Raw genomic sequence first — 18854 nt, 5'->3', positions numbered from 1 at the left:
GAAAGCAGTTAACTGGTCAACACAGAGGCTAACCCCACAATATGTCTGGCAATGGCCAGGCTGGAGGTTGCCGCCGGTGAGGGGGCGTTGCGCACGAGGGCGACGCGGCCGTGCACGTCGATCGCGAAGTCGTCCAGCATGCCGCCGGAGGCGTCCACGGCCTGTGCGCGAACGCCGCAGGTGGTCCTGACAAGGTCGGCGGCGGTCAGGGCCGGGACATAGCGGCGCGCGGCCTTCAGAAACGACCTCCTGCCCACCGAACCGGTCACCTCCCTGATCCCGGTCCGCCAGTGCCGGGCGGCCAGCCGCCGGGTGCCACGCCAGGCCAGAATCCGGCCCAGCTCCGCCAGGTCGACGTCCCGCCAGGAGTAGCCCTCCAGCGCCAACGCCATGACCGCGTTGGGGCCGACCAGCACCTCACCGTCGATCCTGCGGGTCAGGTGCACGCCGAGGAACGGGTAGCGGGGGTCGGGAACCGGGTAGACGAGCCCTCGGACCAGGTCCTTCGCCGCGCCGGCCAGCGCGTAGTACTCACCGCGGAAAGGGACGATCCGCACGTCCCCGGCGGCCTTGACCATCCGTGCGACGGTGTCGGTACCGAGCCCGGCACAGACGATCAGCCGGTCGAAGCTCAGCGTCCGCTCCCCCGCCAGGACCTTCACCCCGCTCGCGGTCTCCCGTATCGCGCGCACCGGATGTGAGAGCAGCACCGATCCGCCGTTCTCCTCCACATCCGCGGCCAGACGCCTGGCGACGGCGGGGAAGTCGGCGATCGCGGTGCGCGGGGAGTGCACGGCACCCGTGCCGACGGTGTGCGGCTCGACCTCCCGCAGGGCCAGCGCGTCCAGCTCGGCGATGCCGGGAACCCCGTTCGCACGGGCCCGCTCGGCGATCCGCCGCAGCTCGGGCCGCTCGGCCGAGGTCGAGGCGACGACGAGCTTGCCGACCTCGTCGTAGGGGATGCGGTGCTCGGCGCAGTACTGCCGCAGCAGTGCCACACCCTCACGGCAGAGCGTGGCCTTGAGCGAGCCGGGCCGGTAGTAGATCCCGGCGTGGACGACGCCGCTGTTGTGCCCGGTCTGGTGGGCTCCGACGCGGTCCTCCTTGTCCAGCACCGTCACCCTGGCCCCGCGGGTCAGCGCCGCCTCCCTGGCCACGGCCAACCCGACGATCCCCGCACCGACGACCCCGACGTTCATCGCCACCCCCCGCCCACACCTCGACCCCGGCACCCATCGCCGACGCCCACCCGCAAACCGGCCACGGCCAACCCGACGTCCATCGTCGACTCCTGACTGTGAGGTGGTCACCGCCGCCACCCCTGTCGCGCTGGAGGGATCGCGTTACCGCGTGACACTACCCGCCAGCCTGCCGACCTTGTCCAGACCGAGGTGCCCTTCCTGCGCCAGCCAGCGCAGCGAGTCGGTGACGGTCTCCTGGACCGGCCGCAGCCCCACGCCGAGCGCCTCAAGGGTCGGGGTGTCGTACGCGCGGACCATCGTGACCATCATCTCGACGGCGTCCCTGGTCAGCGGGTAGTCGATCTCCTTGATCAGTTTCATCGCGTCGACCACGGCCGCCGCGCCGCGCAGCACCGAGCGGTGGACCCGGAACCTCCGGCAGCGGTTCCCGGTCACCTCGTCGCAGACGTCGGCGAGCTGCGCCCAGGTGAGGTAGTGCCCGCCCAGCATGAACCGGCGAGGTCCCCGCCCCGGTTCGAGGCAGCGGGCGAGTATGAGAGCCAGATCCCGTACGTCGACGACGCCGACGCCGCCGGCGGTGATCGGCCATCCCTGTTCCAGCCCCGCGCGCAGCCCGTCCATCAGCGCGTCCAGCGCGGGCTGGCACGGTCCGGCGACCGCCGCCGGGTAGACGATCGTGACCGGCATCCCCTGTTCCTGGAGCCGCCTGGCGTAGTGCTCGGCGGAGATCTTGCTCCTGCCGTACTCGTTCCTCGGCGTGGAAAGCGGACTCTCGGTCGTGATCACCGGGCCGGTCGGGGGCACGAAGACGCCGATGCTCGAGATGTGCACGACCGGGTCGAGACCGAGTTCGACGGCCTGCCCGAGGACGTTCTTCGCTCCGGTCACATTCGTACCGGCCAGGTCGCCGACACGGCCGATGACCCCGATTTCCGCAGCGGCGTGAATGACCGCGTCACACTGTTCGAGCCCGTCCCGCACGGCCGCCGTGTCGCGGATATCGGCCCTGTGCAGGGGAACCGGATCCGTCACCCCGACACCGGCCAGCACTTCGCGCGTTTTCTCTGGATTGCGTATGAGAAGAAGCGGCTCGTGCCCGTCGGCGAGAAGCGCGGCGACCGCATGCGAGCCGACGAAACCTGATGCCCCGGTTACCAGAACGCGCATCTTCGAAAGTTAGCGGCAATCCTCACTGGAAGAGAAGGGATAACCCCTCTGGTTCTTAACCATCATTGCCTATTGCCGGAAATCCATCCGGGACGGTTGAGGAATACCCGAATATGTCGGGGCAATAAATCTGGATGCGGTCATTCATCTTCGGCATGGGGTCACGTTCCGGACCGGTCGGCGGCACGGGAGACGAGCGCTGGTCCTCGTAGCCGTTACGCACATGTCTCCCGCCCGTCGCCCACCCCGGCGCTCCGGCGGGGTATACCTTGATCAGGTCGGACGACAGCCGAAACCGACAGCTTCACCGGGTGGAAATGCGAGGCGATGAGCAGAGAACTCTCCATCGGCGTCGACCACCACGAGCGTGCCGGCTGCACCGTGATCAGCGTCGCGGGCGATATCGACCGCAACTCCAGCGAACTACTCAGGGAGACCATCGAGCGACTGGTCTCCGAATATCGCCCCCGGATCGTCATCGACGCCCAGAAGATCACTTTCTGCGACTCCACCGGGCTGCGGGTGCTTCTCAGCGGCGTGCGCATGACCTCGGAGGCGGGCGGCTGGTTGCGGCTGGCGGAGGTGTCGGACGTCCTGGAACGTCTTCTGCAGATAACCGGGCTGTACGCCTGGTTTCCCATCGACGCCGACGTGGCGGCCGCCCTGTCCCATACCTCCCCCCACCACCCGCAACTTCCCGACTGAACCAGCCGAGACGGCCCGATCACCTCTCAGCGGGTGTTACGGGCGATCAGGGTGATGGTGCCCGTGGCGCCCGCGGCGATGGCCAGCCAGAGAAGCACGGCCGAGGTCGGCACCCCCGCGTCCTCGCCGGTGTCGTCCTGTTCGGCCTTCGCCCCGGCGCCCGGCGTGGGGGCCAGTTCGGGATCCGGCGTGGGAGCCGGTGTGGGAGCCGCCCGCCGCAGGGCGGTCGTGGGTTCCGGAGCCGCCTCACGGAGAACCTCCTCGGGCAGCGACACCTGGTAGACCGGGCTGCGCTTCCCCTCGCTACCGGTCAGCAGGTACCTGCCGTCACGCGTGTAGGTGATCGACTCGGCCTGCTCCAGCTGCGGCATCGTCACCCGGGTGATCTGTTCGCCGGGAGCACGGTAGACCGTGGCGGAGAAGTAGGTCCGGATCACGAAGCTCGACCCGTCGGGGGCGTAGGCGGCGTCGGTGGCCATGATGGGCGCCGGGCCGACCTTGCGGAGCACGTTGACCCTGTCGGTGCGCAGCCGTTTCGGTGCCTCGTAGACGGCGCCGGCGAACTGCTTGGTCACGATGTAGAGGCGCCCGGTGCGTGGGTTCACCATGATGCCCTCCGCGTTGTGCCCGCCGTCCTCGTAGCGGAAGCGGTAGCGCACGGCGGGGACGACGGCGTCGCTCAGCACCGTGGGCTCCGCGACCTTGTATACCGAGACATCAGGCCAGGCCCCGTCGAGGTTATCGCCGATGTCCGCGAACCAGAGCACCCCCCGGCCGGTCTTCTGGTCGATGGAGGCGGCCATGCCCTCCCAGTCGCGGGCCTCCGCCCCCCGCAGGGTGAAGGTCGCGTGGGTCTGACCGTTGGGACCGACCGCGTAGAAGACCGGCCCGGCGCCGCTGTCGTTGTGCGTGTAGTAGACGTCCTCGTGGGTCGGCGAGACCGCCAGCCCGCTCGACTCGCTGATCCGGCTGTCCTTGAAGCGAAAGAGGAGCCGCTCCTCACCGTCCGCCCGCACCCCCTGCCCCGTGCGCTGACCCGCGTCGGCCCATGCCGCCCGCCCGTCGCCCACCGATGCGCTCTGCCCCGTGAAGGCCATGGCCGCGGTCAGGCCGACCACCGCGAACGCGCGAACCAAGACTTCCCCCGGCTTACTCAGCATCCAGCCATCATGCCCCGGCGGGACCGGCGGGCAGCACAGACGCGACGGGGCCGGCCGACACGGATTTCCCCGCTGATCCTCTCGCCTGGAGTGCACTCCAGGTATTTAGTGTGGGGCGCATGGAATACACGCAGCTTGGCCGTACCGGCCTGAAGGTCAGCCGCCTCTGCCTGGGCACGATGAACTTCGGCCCCTTGACCTCGGAGGAAGACTCCTTCGCGATCATGGACCACGCCCATGAGCTGGGGATCAACTTCTTCGACACAGCCAACGTGTACGGCTGGAAGAAGGGCGAGGGCATCACCGAGAAGATCATCGGCCGATGGTTCGCCAAGGGAGGCAAGCGCCGCGAGAAGACGGTGATCGCCACGAAGCTCTACGGTGACATGGGCGACTGGCCCAATGAGGGTCGCCTGTCCGCGCTCAACATCCGGCGCGCCGCCGACGCGTCGCTGAAGCGGATGCAGACCGACTACATCGATCTCTACCAGGCACACCACATCGACCGGAACACCCCGTTCGAGGAGTTCTGGGAGGCCATGGACATCCTCAAGCAGCAGGGCAAGATCCTGTACGTGGGGTCGTCCAACTTCGCGGGCTGGCACATCGCCAAGGCTCAGGAGAGCGCGCGGCGGCGCAACACTCTCGGCCTGGTCTCCGAGCAGTCCCACTACAACCTGATCGTCCGCGCCCCCGAGCTTGAGGTCATCCCGGCGGCCGAGGACTATGGCCTGGGTCTGATCCCGTGGAGCCCGCTCGCGGGCGGCCTGCTCGGCGGCATCCTCAAGAAGATCGACAAGGGCCGGTCGGCCTCGGAGCAGATCACCGCCCAGTTGGAGAAGCACCGCGACAAGATCGAGCGCTACGAGGCGTTCGCGGACGAGCTCGGTGTGGACCCGGCCAACCTCGCGCTGGCCTGGCTGCTCCACCAGCAGGTCGTCACCGCGCCGATCATCGGGCCGCGCACGCTCGACCAGCTCGACGGCACCACCAAGGCGCTGGAGATCGCGCTGGACGAGAAGGCCCTGACCCGCCTGGACGAGATCTTCCCCGGCTTCAAGACGGCGCCGGAGGAGTACGCCTGGTAGGCGGTGCCCGAACGGTGACCCCCGCGAGGTCGCCGGGCAAGCCGCCGGTGGGCGGCCAGAGCCCCTGTCCCGCGGATCTCGCCGTGGCCAGGCTCGGTCAGGGGCCTCTCGTGAGGCGTGGGAGGAAGCCGTGGTGACCGACGACGTGACGAGGCCCCGCCTGGCCACAGTGAGTAGAAGATCCAAGGGACATCGGCCGGCTGGATGCCGAATCTCCTGCCCGGCCGGGCGGCTCAGCGGGGCAGGGCAGCGAACCCCTCCTCGATCTCGGCGAGGACGGGCTCGTTTTCGGGCAGCAGGGCCAGGGCCTGCCGCACGGTGGTGTCCTGTGCCTCGGTCCCGGTGCCGTGCTTCAGGTGGTCGGCGAGTTCGGGCACCCGCCGGACCAGCGCCCTGGTGAGGATCGCGAGCGCGCCCGGCCGGTCGGAGACCTCGCCGAGGGTGCTGTCCAGCGTCAGCGGGGCAAGGTCCGCACGCCGGTCGTGCTCGACGGTCCAGCGGTGGCGGCCCGAGCCGACGGTGAGCCGTTCGCCGCCCGGCAGGGTGACCTCGGCGGTGGTGTTGGCCGGGACGACGGCCTCGACGGTGATCTGACCGTCCTCGATCCGCCAGGCGGAGGCGGCCGTGCCGTACAGGGTGCGCAGCCGGGCGCTCGCGTGGGTCAGGCCGCCGCCCGGACGGGGCCGTATGGCCAGCGTGCGGTAGCCGGGTTCGGCCGGGGCCAGCCCGGCGAGCGTGCGGTGCAGCCAGTCGGCGACCGCGCCCAGGGCGTAGTGGTTGAAGGACGTCATGCCACCGAGGTTGACCGTGCCGTCGGACAGCAGGCTGTCCCAGCGCTCCCAGATCGTGGTGGCTCCCATGGTCACGGGATACAGCCAGGACGGGTACCGGCGCTCCAGCAGCAGCCGGTAGGCCGCGTCCAGCTCTCCGGCCTCGGTCAGGGCGTCGCAGATCAGCGGGGTGCCGACAAACCCGGTGGCGATGGTGTAGCCGTTGGCGCGCACCAGTTCCCTCAGCCTGCGCCCGGCCCGCTCCCGCAGGTCCGCCGAGGGCAGCACCTCGAACTCCCCGCGCAGCAGCGAGCCGGTGCCCGGACTGACGAACCGTGCCGACCAGTCCGCCGGGTCGAGCAGGCCGGCCTCGACGACGGTGTGGGTGCTCCAGGGCGAGAGCCCGTCCGGCCCTTCGACGCGTGCCCGCACGGCCACGCGTTCGCGCGAGGCCGGCGGCGCGAACGGCCAGGGCACGAGCACGGAGTCGGCGGACTCGACCCGCACCCGCTCGCCCCTCGCCTCGATCTCGTAGGCGCGCTGCGACCAGCCGTCGCGGGTGGTGTCGACGATCCAGGACAGGCGCGGCCGGGCCACCCCGATGCCGAGCGGTTCGCGAAGATGCTCGAAGCGGACCTCGGTGACGTTCACCGTCAAGACTGGCTCCTCACAGGCCGAGGCGCTGGGCCGGGAGCTCGCGCCAATGCGTGGTATCGCCGAAGAGCGGCTCGGCGCTCCTGGCGCGTCGGTGGTAGAGGTGGGCGGAGTACTCGTGGGAGAAGCCGATGACCATGTGCGGGCCGCGGGCCGCGAAAACCTTCGCCGTCGCCCGGCCCGGACCCCGGCCGCCGCCGGTGATCGGCGTGACCTGGTCCGTGAGGTCGAACAGCGGGTCGGTCGTGGGCACGGTGATCTGGTCCATCGATCACCTCCCGAATTTCTTAGCGATTCGCTAATAACACTAGGCGTGGGTACGCCAGGGTGTCAACGCCGTCACCCGTCGCCGACGGCTTCGGCACGCCTGGAGTGCGGGCATGCGAGGAGGACCCACGGGTGCGGTGGGCCGGTGAGGTCCCGGAGACCGGAGGCCGGGTTCGACGAGTCGGGATGCCGAGGGTGCCGGGGTCAGCCGGTCACTTCTCCGCCTCCAGCAAAGGGTCGAAGAGCTGACCGATGGTCGTGAGGGCGCGGGCGTCCAGCGACTTCACCGGCATGTCCATCTGCCGGGCCATCGGCTCGCGGAGCATGAGGTAACCGAACAGCAGGCTCACCCACACGGCGAGCAGTGCCTGCACGTCGACGTCGTCGTGCCAGACGCCGGCCTCCTGCTCGGCCCGGAGGATCTCCATCACCTCCTCGTAGTACGGGATCGGATGGAGCTGCTCGTCGCGGTCGAGGGCCAGCAGCATCACGATCTCGGCGAGGCGTGACTCGCTCGCCAGTGTCCTGAAGCTGCGCGCGCCCCGGTGCATCGGATTGACCGCGGACTGGTCGCCCGCCTTCTTGGCGAGTTCGACCATCTCGTGGTCCAGTGCCGAGCGCACCAGGGTGCGCCTGCTGCCGAAGTAGTGGTGGATCAGCCCGCGGTTGACGCCCGCCTCGTCGGCCACGTCCTGCAGGCTCAGCCCGGTCAGGACGCCGTCGCGGTCGAGCAGGCGCAGGGCGGCCTGGCGCAGGGCCGCCTCGGTGACCGCCCGATCCGGCCGCCGCCTGCGCCGGGACCGGGCCGCCGCGCCGCCGCCGTCGGTGCCGTCTGTCTGAGCCTCTTCCGTACTGGGGGTCGCGCCCTCGGGCGCTGACGATGCGTCTGCCACGACCAGAGTTTAGCGGATCGCCAATCGAATGGCCCGCCGTGCCTCGGCCCCGGGAGTTCGAGGCGAGGCACGGGCCGCCCCCCCGGCGCGCGGGGAAGCGGCCGCCGATCTTCGTGATCACCGGCCTGGCCGCGCCCATGATCGTGGCCAGCGGGCCGGTACCCGCGCATCGGGCGGGACCCCGGGCCCCACCTTGGTCCAGCGCGGACGCCGGACCATGTCGCGAGCCAGGCGAAACACCGATCGGTGGAGCGGCGGGCCGTCACCGCTGCCCGGTCGTGCCCGGGGCGGCGTCGAGCAGCGCCTGCGCCGCGGCGAGCGATTCCGCCCGCATCCGCGCCACGTCCGCGTCGATGAAGCGCCTGCCGCTCCACAGGACCAGCACGCCGAGCAGCATGATCGGGATGATGGACAGGAAGGCGGCGGTGAAGCCGAACGCGTCGGCGATGACGCCGACGATCGCCACCAGCAGCAGGCCGGGGAGGAAGTAGAGCCCCGCGACGGAGAAGCAGGAGGAACGCATCCGAGGTGGCGCGGCCAGCGAGAGCACGATGCTCGGCCCGGCGATGATCGGCGCGGTGCACAACGTGTACACCGCCGGGGCGGCGATGGAGGCGGGCAGGGTGGGCGCCAGGGCCATGTCGTGGATCTGCCGGCGGAGTTCAGGCTGGCCACCGGGATCGTCCTGAACCTTTCGCCGTTCGTGCACGTGCCGGCGATGTTGCTGGACGGTGCCTCGTCACCGGGGGTGCCGCTGCTGGGGTTGACCGTGCTGGCCGTCACCCTGACCACGGCGGGGCTGGCGTTCCTGCTTCGCCGTGACCTGATGCCCTCTGCCTGAATCCGCATGAGCGCTTCAGTGGACCACGGCCCATACTCGGCGGGCAGGTCCCGCCACGGGCTGCCGGTGCGAAACCGCCACATCACGGCGTTGAACCGCTGCCGCAGGTCCGGGATCGGGCCTCACTCACCCAGGGGCAGGTGAGGCTCGATCAAGGACCATTCCTCGTCGGTGAGGTCTCCACGCGCCATGGCGATGGCCCACCGGCAACGGAGACCAAGCCGCAGGCGAATCCCCTGATCTCAACTCCATACAGGCCCTAGGACACGAGTGCGCCGATCACCACGAGGAGCACGAGAAGCACGAGCACCGTGGGCAGCAGCCAGCGACGGGGACGATCCACGCCCTGGAGCCTAGCCCTGCCCACGAGGTGCCCGTGCCGCCAGGTCCCATTTCTCAACCGTTTCGTAGCGGACCCTGGCTCCGAGGTTGCTCCGTATCAGGTGCACCGTCTCCAGTTCCCACTCGGTGCCGGAGAACGGCCCGAACGCCTCGACCAGGGGACCGATGTCCATCTCGGGGCGGCATCTGGCCAGGCTCAGATGCGGTGTGAACCTCCGGTGCTCCGCCTGTCCGGCTCCGGCGCGGCGCGCCCCGGCCGCCACGGAATCGGCCAGGCGGCCCAGCCGGAGGAGGTCACCGCACAGCCCGGTCCAGAAGACCCGAGCCCTGCCCGCCGAGGGAAACGCGCCGGCGCCGGCGAAGGACAGCGTCATCGGAGCGTGCCGCGCGGCCGCCCTGGCGAGGCGCGTCCGCAGCTCGGGCAGCACCCGGTCGGGCACCTCCCCCAGGAACGACAGCGTCACGTGCCAGTTCTCCGCGTCCAGCCAGCGCAGCCCCGGCCATCGCGCCAGGTGAGGTTCGAGGGCGCGGACGAGCTCATCACGCGCCGGCGCCGGCGGCGGTAATCCCACGAACAGCCGCATGCGACCTCCTGCTGATCAGCCTTGTCAGCATTGTCGCCGCAGCGGCGCCGATCAGGGTGAGCACCCCGCCGATCACGACTCCGGTACGCACCCCGCCCAGCTCGGAGATCCAGCCGAGCAGCGGCGCGCCGAGGGGGGCTCCCCCGGTGAACACGAGCACGTAGATCCCCATCACCCGGCCGCGCATCTCCGGCGAGGTGGCCAGCTGCACGCTGGCGTTGGCCGCGGTGTTCACCGAGATCAGCGCGATGCCGGCGGGCACGAGCAGGATCAGGTAGAGCGGATACCAGGGCGCCAGGCCGCTGGCGATCTGGAACAGGCCGAACGCGCCGGCGCCGGCGACCAGCAGGCGCCTGCTCGGCTTGACCCGCCGCGCCGCCACGAGGGCACCCGCCAGCGCTCCGACCGCGAACATGCTGGAGGCGACCCCGAACGAGGAGGCACCGGCCCCGAAGATCTCACGCGCCATCAGCGCTATCGACATCGAGAACGACTGCGTGAACATCGAGACGAAGGCGATCAGCAGGATCGGCATGAGCAGCTCAGGCCGCGCCATCACGTAGCGCAGGCCCTCGCGGAGCTGGCCCTTCCCCCTGGGCACCGGTTCCGGGGTGGTCAGCTGGGAGGTGCGCATCAGGAACAGGCCGCTGAGCACCGCGGCGAACGACACCGCGTTGATCAGGAAGATCGGACCGGTACCGCCCAGTGCGTGGATCAGGACACCGGCGACGGCCGGGCCGACCACCCGGGCCAGGTTGAAGCTCGACGAGTTCAGCGCGATCGCGTTGGACAGGTCCTTGCGGCCGACCATCTCGACGACGAACGCCTGCCGGGTCGGTACCTCGACACAGGCGATGAGGCCGAGCGTGAAGGCCATCACGTAGACCTGCCAGACCTGGGCCGAGCCGGTCACGGTGAGCACACCCATGGTGAGCGCGAGCAGGCCCATCAGCGACTGACAGACGATCAGCAGCGACCGCTTGGGATAGCGGTCGGCGAGCATGCCGCCCCAGAGGCCGAACAGCAGCAGCGGCAGGAACTGCAGCGCGACGGTCAGGCCCAGCGCGGCGGCGCTGCCCTTCGTCAGGTCGAGCACCAGCCAGTCCTGCGCGGTGCGCTGCATCCAGGTGCCGACGTTGGAGACCACGCCTCCGGCCGCGAACAGCCGGTAGTTGTAGACGCGGAGCGACCGGAACATCCCGTCCCGCGTCTCGGGCACGGTCTGGGCCGATCCGCTCTCGGTGGCCTGGAGCTCGTTCACGGTGGCGGCCCTCGCGGCCCGCCGCCGCATCCGCGCCCGCAGTCCGAGCCTTCTCCTGGACTTTCCGCCTGGCATGGCGGACGCCCCGGCGTCACGCGGGACCGCCGGGGCCCCGGGTTCCTCGGGGTCGGCTAGATCCGGCTGAGCTTCTCCAGTATCGGGGCCGCCTGCCTGAGCGTCGCCCTCTCCTCGGGTGTCAGCTCCTTCAGCTGCCGCGTCAGCCACGCCTCCTTGAGGCGGCGTTCCTCCTTCAGCAGTGCCGAACCCTGGTCGGTCACGCTCACGGTCACCTGGCGCCGGTCGGTCGGGTGCGGTGTACGCGACACCAGCCCCCGCTCGACCAGCACGGCGATCACGCGGGTCATCGAGGGCGGTTGCACCTTCTCTAGATCGGCCAATTCTCCGGGGGTTATCCCGGAATGCCGTTCCACGGCGGCGAGGGTCGCGAGCTGGGTGGGCGTCAGCGAGTGCACCGCGGCCTGCCTGCGCAGGCGCCTGTTCAGTCGTGCCAGAGACACGCGCAGGGCCGAAGCCAGACCGGCGTCGCTTCGCAGGATCGCGACGTGGTCCTTCTTGGGGTGATTCGTTAGCATAAGTCATTACCTTTGCTAACTATATACGACTGCACGTGATTCCCTCCAGGGGGTTTACTTCTCGACGCGGGCCGTACGGCCAGGGCTCGCCAATCTTGGCGTGAAGCAGTCGCCCTTGACACGCGAAAGCCGCCATGGTGGCCGGCGAAATCGAGCACCATGACGGCTTCCGCACCACTGCTCAGCCCAGATTGAACAGGGCCTTGATCGGGCCGAGGGCGAAGTAGACGGCGAACAGCGCCGCGACGATCCACATCAGCGCGTGCAGTTCGCGGGCCTTGCCCTTGAACAACTTGATCAGCACGAAGGTGACGAAACCCGCTCCGATACCGGTGGCGATCGAGTAGGTGAACGGCATCAGGACGATCGTGAGGAACGCCGGGATGGCGATCTCGTAGTCGGTGAAGTCGATCTCCCGGATCGAGGTCATCATCAGGAAGCCGACCACGACCAGGGCGGGGGCGGCGGCCTCGTAGGGGACGACGGCGACGAGCGGCGAGAAGAAGATCGCCAGCAGGAACAGGACACCGGTGACGACGCTGGCGAGGCCGGTGCGCGCGCCCTCGCCGACACCCGCGGCCGACTCGATGTAGGTCGTGTTGGAGGAGACGGAGGCCGCCCCTCCGGCCGCCGCGCCGATCGAGTCGACAAGGAGGATCTCCTTGGTCCTGGGCAGGGTGCCGTCCTCCTTGAGCAGCCCGGCCTGGCCGCCGACGCCCACGATCGTGCCCATGGTGTCGAAGAAGTCGGTGATCAGCAGGGTGAAGATGAGCAGCAGGGCCACGAGGACCGAGACGGAGCCGAAGGCACCGATCGGGTCGAACTCCGTGAACAGCACCAGCGGGTTCTCGAACCCGAAGATCTTCTCGGGCAGTTCCGGGACGACGAGCTGAAAGCCCCCCGGGTTGGGGTCCTGGCCCGGCACCGTCGCGGCGCCGACCTTGGTGACGGCCTGGACGATGATCGCGATGACCGTCGTGGCGACGATGCCGATCAGAATGGCGCCCTTCGTCTTACGCGCCACCAGCACCACCATCAGCAGCAGGCCGACCACGAAGACGAAGATCGGCCAGCTGGCCAGCGAACCCGCGATGCCGAGTTCCAGGGGCGGCCCCGCGGCCACCCGGCGGACGAAGCCCGCGTCCACGAAGCCGATCAGGGCGATGAACAGGCCGATGCCGACACTGATCGCGGTCTTGAGCTGGGGTGGGATGGCGTTGAACACGGCGGTGCGGAACCCGGTCAGCACCAGGAGCGCGATGATCACGCCCTCCAGGAACACCAGGCCCATCGCCGACTCCCAGGACATCTGCGAGGCGATGCCGAAGGTGACGAAGGCGTTCAGGCCGAGGCCCGCGGCCATCGCGAAGGGGACCTTGCCGATGACCCCCATCAGGATGCTGAGCACTCCCGCCACAAAGGCGGTACCGGCCGCGACGAGCGGGATGTTGGGCGCGCTTCCGTCGCCGATGAACTGGCCCTCGACATCCGGGACGGTAGCGATGATCAGAGGATTGAGCACGACGATGTAGGCCATCGTGAAGAACGTGGCGAACCCACCACGCACCTCCCGACCCACGGAGGAACCCCGGTCGGAGATGTGGAAGAAACGGTCAAGTCCACTTATTTGGGAGGTTTTACTATCTTTCACTCACGCAGAGTGACAGCGAGTGCCTCTTTCGGGAAGACCCGGTTGCCGATGGTGATGGTTTCGAGATGGATTCGCGCCTTCACGTAATCCGTTTTGCGAACAGTGAGACACCGTCGCCTAGTCTGGAGCACGTGAACCAGCCACGACGTCCGGATCTGCAGCCGTTGAAGACCAACGACACGCTCACGATCCTCACGGGTACGGGTCTGTGGGCCGTCGCCCTGGTCGTCCTCCTGGTCGTGCAGCCGGACCCCGAGCACCGCTGGTGGATCTGGATGTGCGTGTCGGGCATCTGCGGCGGCCTTTTCGGCCTCTGGTTCGTACGCCGCCGCGACCGCCGCCCCCCGCCCCCGTCCGAGGGTCCGATCGAGCCCACCACGGCGATCCTGTGATCATCCGCGCGACCCCACAACCGGCTGAGCCACCGCGCGCCCCCACAACCGGCTGAGCCACCGCGCGACCCCACGACGGATGAGTCGCCATGGGCGAATTCACCACCGGCCCCATCTCGGCCGCTTCCGGCCCCCACGTCCAGCCGGACGGCTACCGGCCTTTGGCGTTCGAGCCCTGAGTCGTCCGGGGCGCCCCGGCGTCCTCGGTGTCGGCGAGATCCGACACCCTGCTCTTTCGAGCCGGTGAGGTCAACCCTTTCGGGCTGGGCTGAAAGGCGTCGACACCGACAAGCCACCGATCACACGATGGTCGGGCCGCCTTCGGATACGACCTCCGAGCCGGGGTCCTCCGCAGGGTGGGGCACCCGTCGGCGGCCATTCGACACATCCTGAAAGGAAACGCCATGACAAGAGTCTTGCGGCGATCTCTTCGCACCCGGCGGGGGCATGGGGCGAAGTCGCGCCACAGGAGGAACGGAAGGCGAAACGCTCTCGTCATGGGGATCGCCGCGATCTCCGTGCTCCTGATGGCCAACCCGGCGCTGGCCCACCAGGAGTTCTCCAACGGAACGGCCCAGCGGGTGGCGGCGACGCGGACCATTATCGCGCCGAGTATCTGGTACAACCTCAGCGATCTCGGCATCGGCTGCCCTGCCACGGCGTCGGCGAAGTTCTATCCGACCTGGACGGTCTCGAACGTCACGTCGTCGTCGGCGTACGTGAAAACGCTGAAGATCACCTTCACGCCTGCCGCCTCCGGTGCCACCCTCGGGGCGGCGGACCTGGTCGACGGCAACGGCGGCAACAGGTGGCACGGGCTGTGGGGCGTCGGCCCCGTGTCCTCAGCCGGGATCACCAAGACCTTCACCTTCAACCGCACCGTGAATTTCGGCAGCAACGGCAAGTTCTACTTCACGCAGCAGTTCGCCCTCAACGGAGGCGGGGGCGGAACCTGCGAGAATCAGAAGTCCGTCTATTTCTACCTCAGGCCGATCTGATCGGCGGCCCCCGCGCGGCGCGCCGCTGCGCGGGGGCACGGCCTCAACGGGCGGCGGCGTCGCCCTGGAGCAGCGCCGCGCCCAGCGGAGTCAGCGTGTGCAGGACGGAGCCGCCCATCCGGGTGGTCGATATGAGCCCGGCGTTGCGCAGCACCGTGGTGTGCTGGCTGGCGGAGGCCAGGGAGACACCAGCCCGCTCGGCCACGGCCGTGGTGGTGGCCGGGTCGCGCAGGGTGGCCAGCACCTCCGCCCGGGTGCGCCCGAGCAGGGGGCCGAGGGTGTCGGCCGCCCCGGCCGGCGCGTCTCCCTCGCATACCGGATACACCAGCACGGTTGACCGGTCCGGCCGGTACATCAGCAGGGGACCCGGCGCGAAGTACGAGGGAACCAGCAGCAATCCGCGCCCGTACAACTTGACGTCGTAGCTTCTGGACGCCGGTACGTGAAGGACTGGTGGCCGCCAGTACCAGCTGGTGCCGAGCGTGGTGAGCAGCGCGTCGGTCCCGCCGCGCAGGAGGGTCTCGGCGCGCAGCGCGCGATCGGCGGCACCGGCGGCTCGTATTCGGGGCCACAGCGGCTCCAGCGAGGAGCCGAAGTAACCACGCAGGTCACTCGTAAGCCTGCGCCAGGTTCCCGCGGCACCGGCGGAGAGCTCCAGCCGCCAGCGCTCGGTGCTCCGGGATGGGGGAAGCCCCTTCAGGTCGGCCACCAGCTGCGCCTCGGGCGTCTGCCGGGCCAGCTCGACCGCCGACGCGAAGTCCGGCGCGGTCGGCTGCAACAGGAAGTCGGGAAAGGAGGCCTGCGCGCCAACCAGGTCGGGGAGCATGCCGGCCCTGGCGACCAGGCTGCCGTTCATCCTCCTCTGCCACTCCCTGACACCCGGCCGTGGCCGGTTTCCTGCGGTGGGCGTGACGCGCAGGCCCCGTACGCTCAGCACCGACTCCAGCAGCTGGTTCGGAGCCGGTGCGAACGTGATCCGTTGAAGGTCTGTGGGGGTGAAATGTAGGCGCATCACCCGACCGATTCTCGCCCGGCGCACGAGGAAACGCGCATCCAGGCGATCATCTAGGTCGAGGCGGTCCAGCTGTCCAGGTCGGCCTCGGCGAGCAGCAGCGGCACCGCCGCGGGATCGCGCAGCAGCGCCGCCACCGCGAGCCGGTCGCCCCACTGGCCGGACGCCCAGGCGAGCCCGCGCGCCAGCCCCTCCACATCCGAGGCGTGCACCGTGCCCTCGAAGAACCGCCAGGCCGCGGGGACACCGTCCACCAGCAGCCGCTCGTGCGCCACGTAGCTCGCGGGCGCGGTCGGCAGCAGCGACCGTACAGCGGGCGGGACGTCGCGGACCTCGCCTGAGGACGTCACCTCCCCGGCCGCCTCCTCACCGGCCAGCGGCAGGTCGAGCAGCTCGGAGAGCGCCTCCGCCAGGTCGAACGGGGCCAGGATCAACGGCCGTCCCGCGACGAGCGGCAGCAGGTCGGGCGCCTCGACCACGACCGGCTCACCCGCGCCCTCGTTCCCCGAACCGGCGTCGGCGGACACCGGCCGGCCGTCAGCGGCGTCGACGACGACGATCTCGTCACCCAGGACCGCGCGAACGGCGCGCGGAGGCGCGACGCGGGCGGGGTCGACGGCGGCGAGGGCCACCCACAGGGAGCGGAGCTGCGCCCGATCGACCTCCACGGAGGGGTCGCCCAGCAGATCGAGCAGCTCGTCCGGACCTCCGTGGGAGGCGAGCAGGTCGGCCAGCGTGCTCCGGACGCCGATCATCGCCAGCGCGGCCTCGTCGACATCCGCCGGGGCGTCCCCGTACAGGCCGAACAGCAGCGGGTCACCCGCCGGGAGCCGCAGCTGCGTGGGGCGCCTGCCGCCGAGCACCGGGTGCGTGGAGAGCCACCACGCGGTGTAGGACGGGACCTCCACGACCTCCCCCGACACCAGGACCCGCAGCGGGTGCAGTACCGAGCGGAGCGGCGGGCGGGACAGCAGGGCGAGGGCGGCGGGCCAGTCGGCGACGTACTCCAGGTCCCGGACCGCGGAGAACTCCCGGGCGACCGGCGGCACGTTCATCTCGGGCAGCAGGTCGAGGACCGTCTCCAGCCACTCGTCCTCGCGGTCGAGGTCGTGGTCGCACTCGTCCGGGTCGATCATGACGTCGTGATCGTTGACCACGGCGAAGCCGTCGAGCACCCCGACCGCGGCGAGTACCCTCCGGCCGTACCGCTCGACCAGCTCGGGCGCGGCGGTGCCGAAGTGCGTCTCCGCGTCGAGCAGCCCGGCCAGCGCCCCGTCGGCGAGGAGCAGCTCGCCTGCCGGGTACAGCTCACCGTCGGCGCCGCGCAACGCCAGCTCGGCCAGCCAGGGCGCGTCGCCCGCGGTCAGCCCCGCGGCGTCGACCAGCGCGAGCACCGCCTGGGCCACCGGTTCCGGGTCGGGGCTTTCCAGCGACTCCGAGACGGCGGAGCGGGTCAGCGGATCCTCCAGGACCGTGCGGGGCGTCGCCTCACCCGCGCCGAGCCTGAGCAGGAGGGGGTGGGCCGCGTCCGGGTGCACCACGCGCAGCCCGAGCGGGGCGAGGACCGCCGGATCCAGCGCGGAGCCGTCGGTCAGCAGCAGCGTGCCGCGCGGCCCCCTGACCAGGCGGCCGTCGGCGAGCGGCACCGGCAGCGCGCCGAGTGCCTCCGGGTCGTCGGCGGGCAGCACCTCGTACAGCGACCGCCACCAGGCCGGATCCCTGTCCTTGACGGCGTCGCCGGAGAGCATGTCCACGATGTCGGAGAGCTGCACCCGCCTGACGCCGAGCGCGTTGATCGCCGGATGCCGTGACGGCCACCCCGCGGGCAGCAGCCCACCGATCATCGGAGCGACCTTCTCCAGCAGCTCGGCCGTGGCCGTGACCACGGACGCCTGCCGCCCCGAGATGACCAGGTCCGCGCCGACCGCGGGCGGAGCCCAGGCCGCACCGGCGCTCTCCGCGAGGTCGTCGGGAAGCAGGGGCGAGGCTCCGGCCTCGGAACCCTGGTCGGCCGGTAGGGAGAGCGCGGGGAGCAGCGGGGCGTCTGGGAGCCTGCGCAGGATCGCCCGGCGGATGCTCGCGTCAAGCTCGCCCTTGCCCATCAGGCCGGGGACGAGGTCGAGGAGCCGGGGCGTCCGCGGCAGGCCGGTGAGCAGTTCCAGGTAGGTGTCCGCGGCGCGCTCGACCAGGAAGTCGGCCAGCGGGCCCGGTGCGACGTGCCGCCGGTCGGTGGCCATCGGGAACGAGGCGATCAACAGCGCGGGCAGGTCAAGCGGCTCGTCGCTCGGCGTGGGCGCGTGCACCACGGGCGGCACCGGCGCGGGCAGCGGCCGGGGCTCCCCGGTCGCCTCGCTCACGGGTACGGCCCAGCGGACCAGCCAGTGCGGCCGGGAGCGCTCCTCGGTCGGGCGGTCGGCGAAGAGCTCGGCCATCTGCTCGGGGGTGAACCGCCCGGAGGCCGAGACGACCTTCCAGCCCTCCGCGGTGACGATCCTCGTCTCCCCGTCCAGGTCGACCTCGATCACCTCCAGAGCGGGCAGGCCCAGCAGCAGAGCCGGGCTGGTCTCCCGCAACATCGCTCTGACCGCGTCCTCGGCCGCCCTGTCCCGGAGCGGCAGCCGCACGAGCGTGTCGAACCCGGCGGGGATCTCGACCGGGCCGGCGGGGAAGGGCAGGCGCAGCAGTGGGACGTGCCCTCCGCGCTCGGCGAGCTCCTTGGCCAGCTCGGGCTCGGCGGCCACCAGGGCGGCGGTCTGGTCGCGGGACCAGCGGACGACCCCTGAGCCGAGCGAGCCGATCACCGGTTCGTCGCAGACCGACACCACGGCCGCGAACCCGACGCCGAACCGGCCGGCCGCGTGGGCGTCGCCGCGCTTGGCGGAGACGCGCAGCGTGGACAGCGCCTCGATCCCGTGGGCGTCGATGGGAGCGCCGATGTTGGCCGCCGACAGCACCCCCTCGCGCAGCGAGAGACGTAGCCTTCCCGGCGCCCCGGCGCGGAGCGCGGCGTCCGCGGCGTTCTGGGCGAGCTCGACGATCAGCCGGTCACGGTAGCCGCCGAGCGCGAAGTCCTCCTCCGCGTTGGCGTCCTCGCGGAAACGCGCGGGCGACGCCTTCCAGGCGGCCAGGACGGTGGAGCGTAGTCGTTCGGTGCCGAAGATGTCAGTCAAGGCGATCTTCCAAAGGTCGGGGCCCGCGCGGCCAGGCGCCCCGGCCGGAACACCACGGGAGCGGCGCCCGAACGGCGACGGCCGGGCGGACCGCTGGGATGGGC

Annotated in this window: 18 protein-coding genes and 1 pseudogene; 5 read left to right on the top strand and 14 right to left on the bottom strand. The window is 70.4% G+C overall.

Annotated elements, in window-relative coordinates; all coding sequences use genetic code 11:
* Positions 1-8: 8 nt before the first annotated feature.
* Together lhgO and ACWD3H_RS28245 are read right to left on the bottom strand one after the other, a co-directional pair.
* Positions 9-1199, bottom strand: a complete 1191-nt coding sequence (gene lhgO, locus ACWD3H_RS28250; RefSeq protein WP_451957116.1) for an L-2-hydroxyglutarate oxidase — start codon at positions 1197-1199, stop codon at positions 9-11.
* A 144-nt stretch (positions 1200-1343) separates the two neighbouring features.
* Positions 1344-2369, bottom strand: a complete 1026-nt coding sequence (locus ACWD3H_RS28245; RefSeq protein WP_355557709.1) for an NAD-dependent epimerase/dehydratase family protein — start codon at positions 2367-2369, stop codon at positions 1344-1346.
* 327 nt (positions 2370-2696) lie between these two features.
* On the opposite strand from ACWD3H_RS28245, the gene ACWD3H_RS28240 reads away from it, so the two are divergent.
* Entirely contained in the window at positions 2697-3074 is a 378-nt protein-coding gene (locus ACWD3H_RS28240; RefSeq protein ID WP_355557704.1) for an STAS domain-containing protein, read from the top strand.
* 26 nt (positions 3075-3100) lie between these two features.
* Here ACWD3H_RS28240 and ACWD3H_RS28235 read toward each other — a convergent pair whose 3' ends face one another.
* A complete protein-coding gene (locus ACWD3H_RS28235; RefSeq protein ID WP_451957115.1) occupies positions 3101-4234 on the bottom strand; it encodes a hypothetical protein in 1134 nt (377 codons plus the stop codon).
* A 119-nt stretch (positions 4235-4353) separates the two neighbouring features.
* On the opposite strand from ACWD3H_RS28235, the gene ACWD3H_RS28230 reads away from it, so the two are divergent.
* Positions 4354-5322 carry an aldo/keto reductase gene (locus ACWD3H_RS28230; RefSeq protein WP_451957114.1) on the top strand — a complete coding sequence of 323 codons (969 nt, stop codon included), beginning with the start codon at positions 4354-4356 and terminating at the stop codon, positions 5320-5322.
* A 233-nt stretch (positions 5323-5555) separates the two neighbouring features.
* Here the strand turns inward: ACWD3H_RS28230 and ACWD3H_RS28225 are convergent, their stop codons facing one another.
* The 4 genes from ACWD3H_RS28225 to ACWD3H_RS28210 form a co-directional block, all read right to left on the bottom strand.
* Entirely contained in the window at positions 5556-6743 is a 1188-nt protein-coding gene (locus ACWD3H_RS28225; RefSeq protein WP_451957180.1) for an alpha-L-rhamnosidase-related protein, read from the bottom strand.
* Positions 6744-6759: 16 nt separating this feature from the next.
* Positions 6760-7014, bottom strand: coding sequence for a hypothetical protein (locus ACWD3H_RS28220; RefSeq protein ID WP_451957113.1), 255 nt, complete (start codon positions 7012-7014; stop codon positions 6760-6762).
* A 211-nt stretch (positions 7015-7225) separates the two neighbouring features.
* Positions 7226-7906 (bottom strand): TetR/AcrR family transcriptional regulator, encoded by a 681-nt coding sequence (locus tag ACWD3H_RS28215; protein WP_451957112.1) that lies wholly within the window; start codon positions 7904-7906, stop codon positions 7226-7228.
* Between the two features lie 262 nt (positions 7907-8168).
* A complete protein-coding gene (locus ACWD3H_RS28210) occupies positions 8169-8546 on the bottom strand; it encodes a hypothetical protein (RefSeq protein ID WP_451957111.1) in 378 nt (125 codons plus the stop codon).
* Positions 8547-8549: 3 nt separating this feature from the next.
* Between ACWD3H_RS28210 and ACWD3H_RS28205 the strand changes: the two genes are divergently transcribed.
* Positions 8550-8747 (top strand): hypothetical protein, encoded by a 198-nt coding sequence (locus ACWD3H_RS28205; RefSeq protein ID WP_451957110.1) that lies wholly within the window; start codon positions 8550-8552, stop codon positions 8745-8747.
* 29 nt (positions 8748-8776) lie between these two features.
* On the opposite strand, the pseudogene ACWD3H_RS28200 reads toward ACWD3H_RS28205, so the two are convergent.
* The 5 genes and pseudogenes from ACWD3H_RS28200 to ACWD3H_RS28180 all read right to left on the bottom strand — a co-directional run.
* Positions 8777-8854: pseudogene (locus ACWD3H_RS28200) on the bottom strand (transposase); the annotation flags it as partial.
* Positions 8855-9100: 246 nt separating this feature from the next.
* The gene (gene thpR / locus ACWD3H_RS28195; protein WP_451957109.1) at positions 9101-9673 is read right to left on the bottom strand and encodes an RNA 2',3'-cyclic phosphodiesterase; all 573 of its coding nucleotides are present in this window, start codon (positions 9671-9673) and stop codon (positions 9101-9103) included.
* Complete coding sequence (locus ACWD3H_RS28190) at positions 9630-11009, bottom strand: MFS transporter (protein ID WP_451957108.1); 1380 nt, start codon at positions 11007-11009, stop codon at positions 9630-9632. Before ACWD3H_RS28190 ends, thpR begins: the two co-directional genes overlap by 44 nt.
* A 56-nt stretch (positions 11010-11065) precedes the next feature.
* Positions 11066-11527 carry a MarR family winged helix-turn-helix transcriptional regulator gene (locus tag ACWD3H_RS28185; RefSeq protein WP_355557692.1) on the bottom strand — a complete coding sequence of 154 codons (462 nt, stop codon included), beginning with the start codon at positions 11525-11527 and terminating at the stop codon, positions 11066-11068.
* A gap of 181 nt (positions 11528-11708) precedes the next feature.
* Positions 11709-13178: an NCS2 family permease gene (locus tag ACWD3H_RS28180; RefSeq protein ID WP_451957107.1), complete on the bottom strand. Its 1470-nt coding sequence runs from the start codon at positions 13176-13178 to the stop codon at positions 11709-11711.
* Positions 13179-13309: 131 nt separating this feature from the next.
* Between ACWD3H_RS28180 and ACWD3H_RS28175 the strand changes: the two genes are divergently transcribed.
* Complete coding sequence (locus tag ACWD3H_RS28175) at positions 13310-13570, top strand: DUF2530 domain-containing protein (RefSeq protein ID WP_355620251.1); 261 nt, start codon at positions 13310-13312, stop codon at positions 13568-13570.
* A gap of 497 nt (positions 13571-14067) precedes the next feature.
* The gene (locus ACWD3H_RS28170) at positions 14068-14568 is read left to right on the top strand and encodes a hypothetical protein (RefSeq protein ID WP_451957106.1); all 501 of its coding nucleotides are present in this window, start codon (positions 14068-14070) and stop codon (positions 14566-14568) included.
* Between the two features lie 43 nt (positions 14569-14611).
* Here the strand turns inward: ACWD3H_RS28170 and ACWD3H_RS28165 are convergent, their stop codons facing one another.
* Both ACWD3H_RS28165 and ACWD3H_RS28160 read right to left on the bottom strand, forming a co-directional pair.
* A complete protein-coding gene (locus ACWD3H_RS28165) occupies positions 14612-15580 on the bottom strand; it encodes an ArsR/SmtB family transcription factor (protein WP_451957179.1) in 969 nt (322 codons plus the stop codon).
* 53 nt (positions 15581-15633) lie between these two features.
* Positions 15634-18750, bottom strand: coding sequence for a sacsin N-terminal ATP-binding-like domain-containing protein (locus tag ACWD3H_RS28160; protein WP_451957105.1), 3117 nt, complete (start codon positions 18748-18750; stop codon positions 15634-15636).
* Between the last annotated feature and the right edge of the window lie 104 nt (positions 18751-18854).

The organism is Streptosporangium sp. NPDC002607 (assembly GCF_053592655.1).
This window is presented reverse-complemented; position numbering and strand designations above follow the sequence as displayed.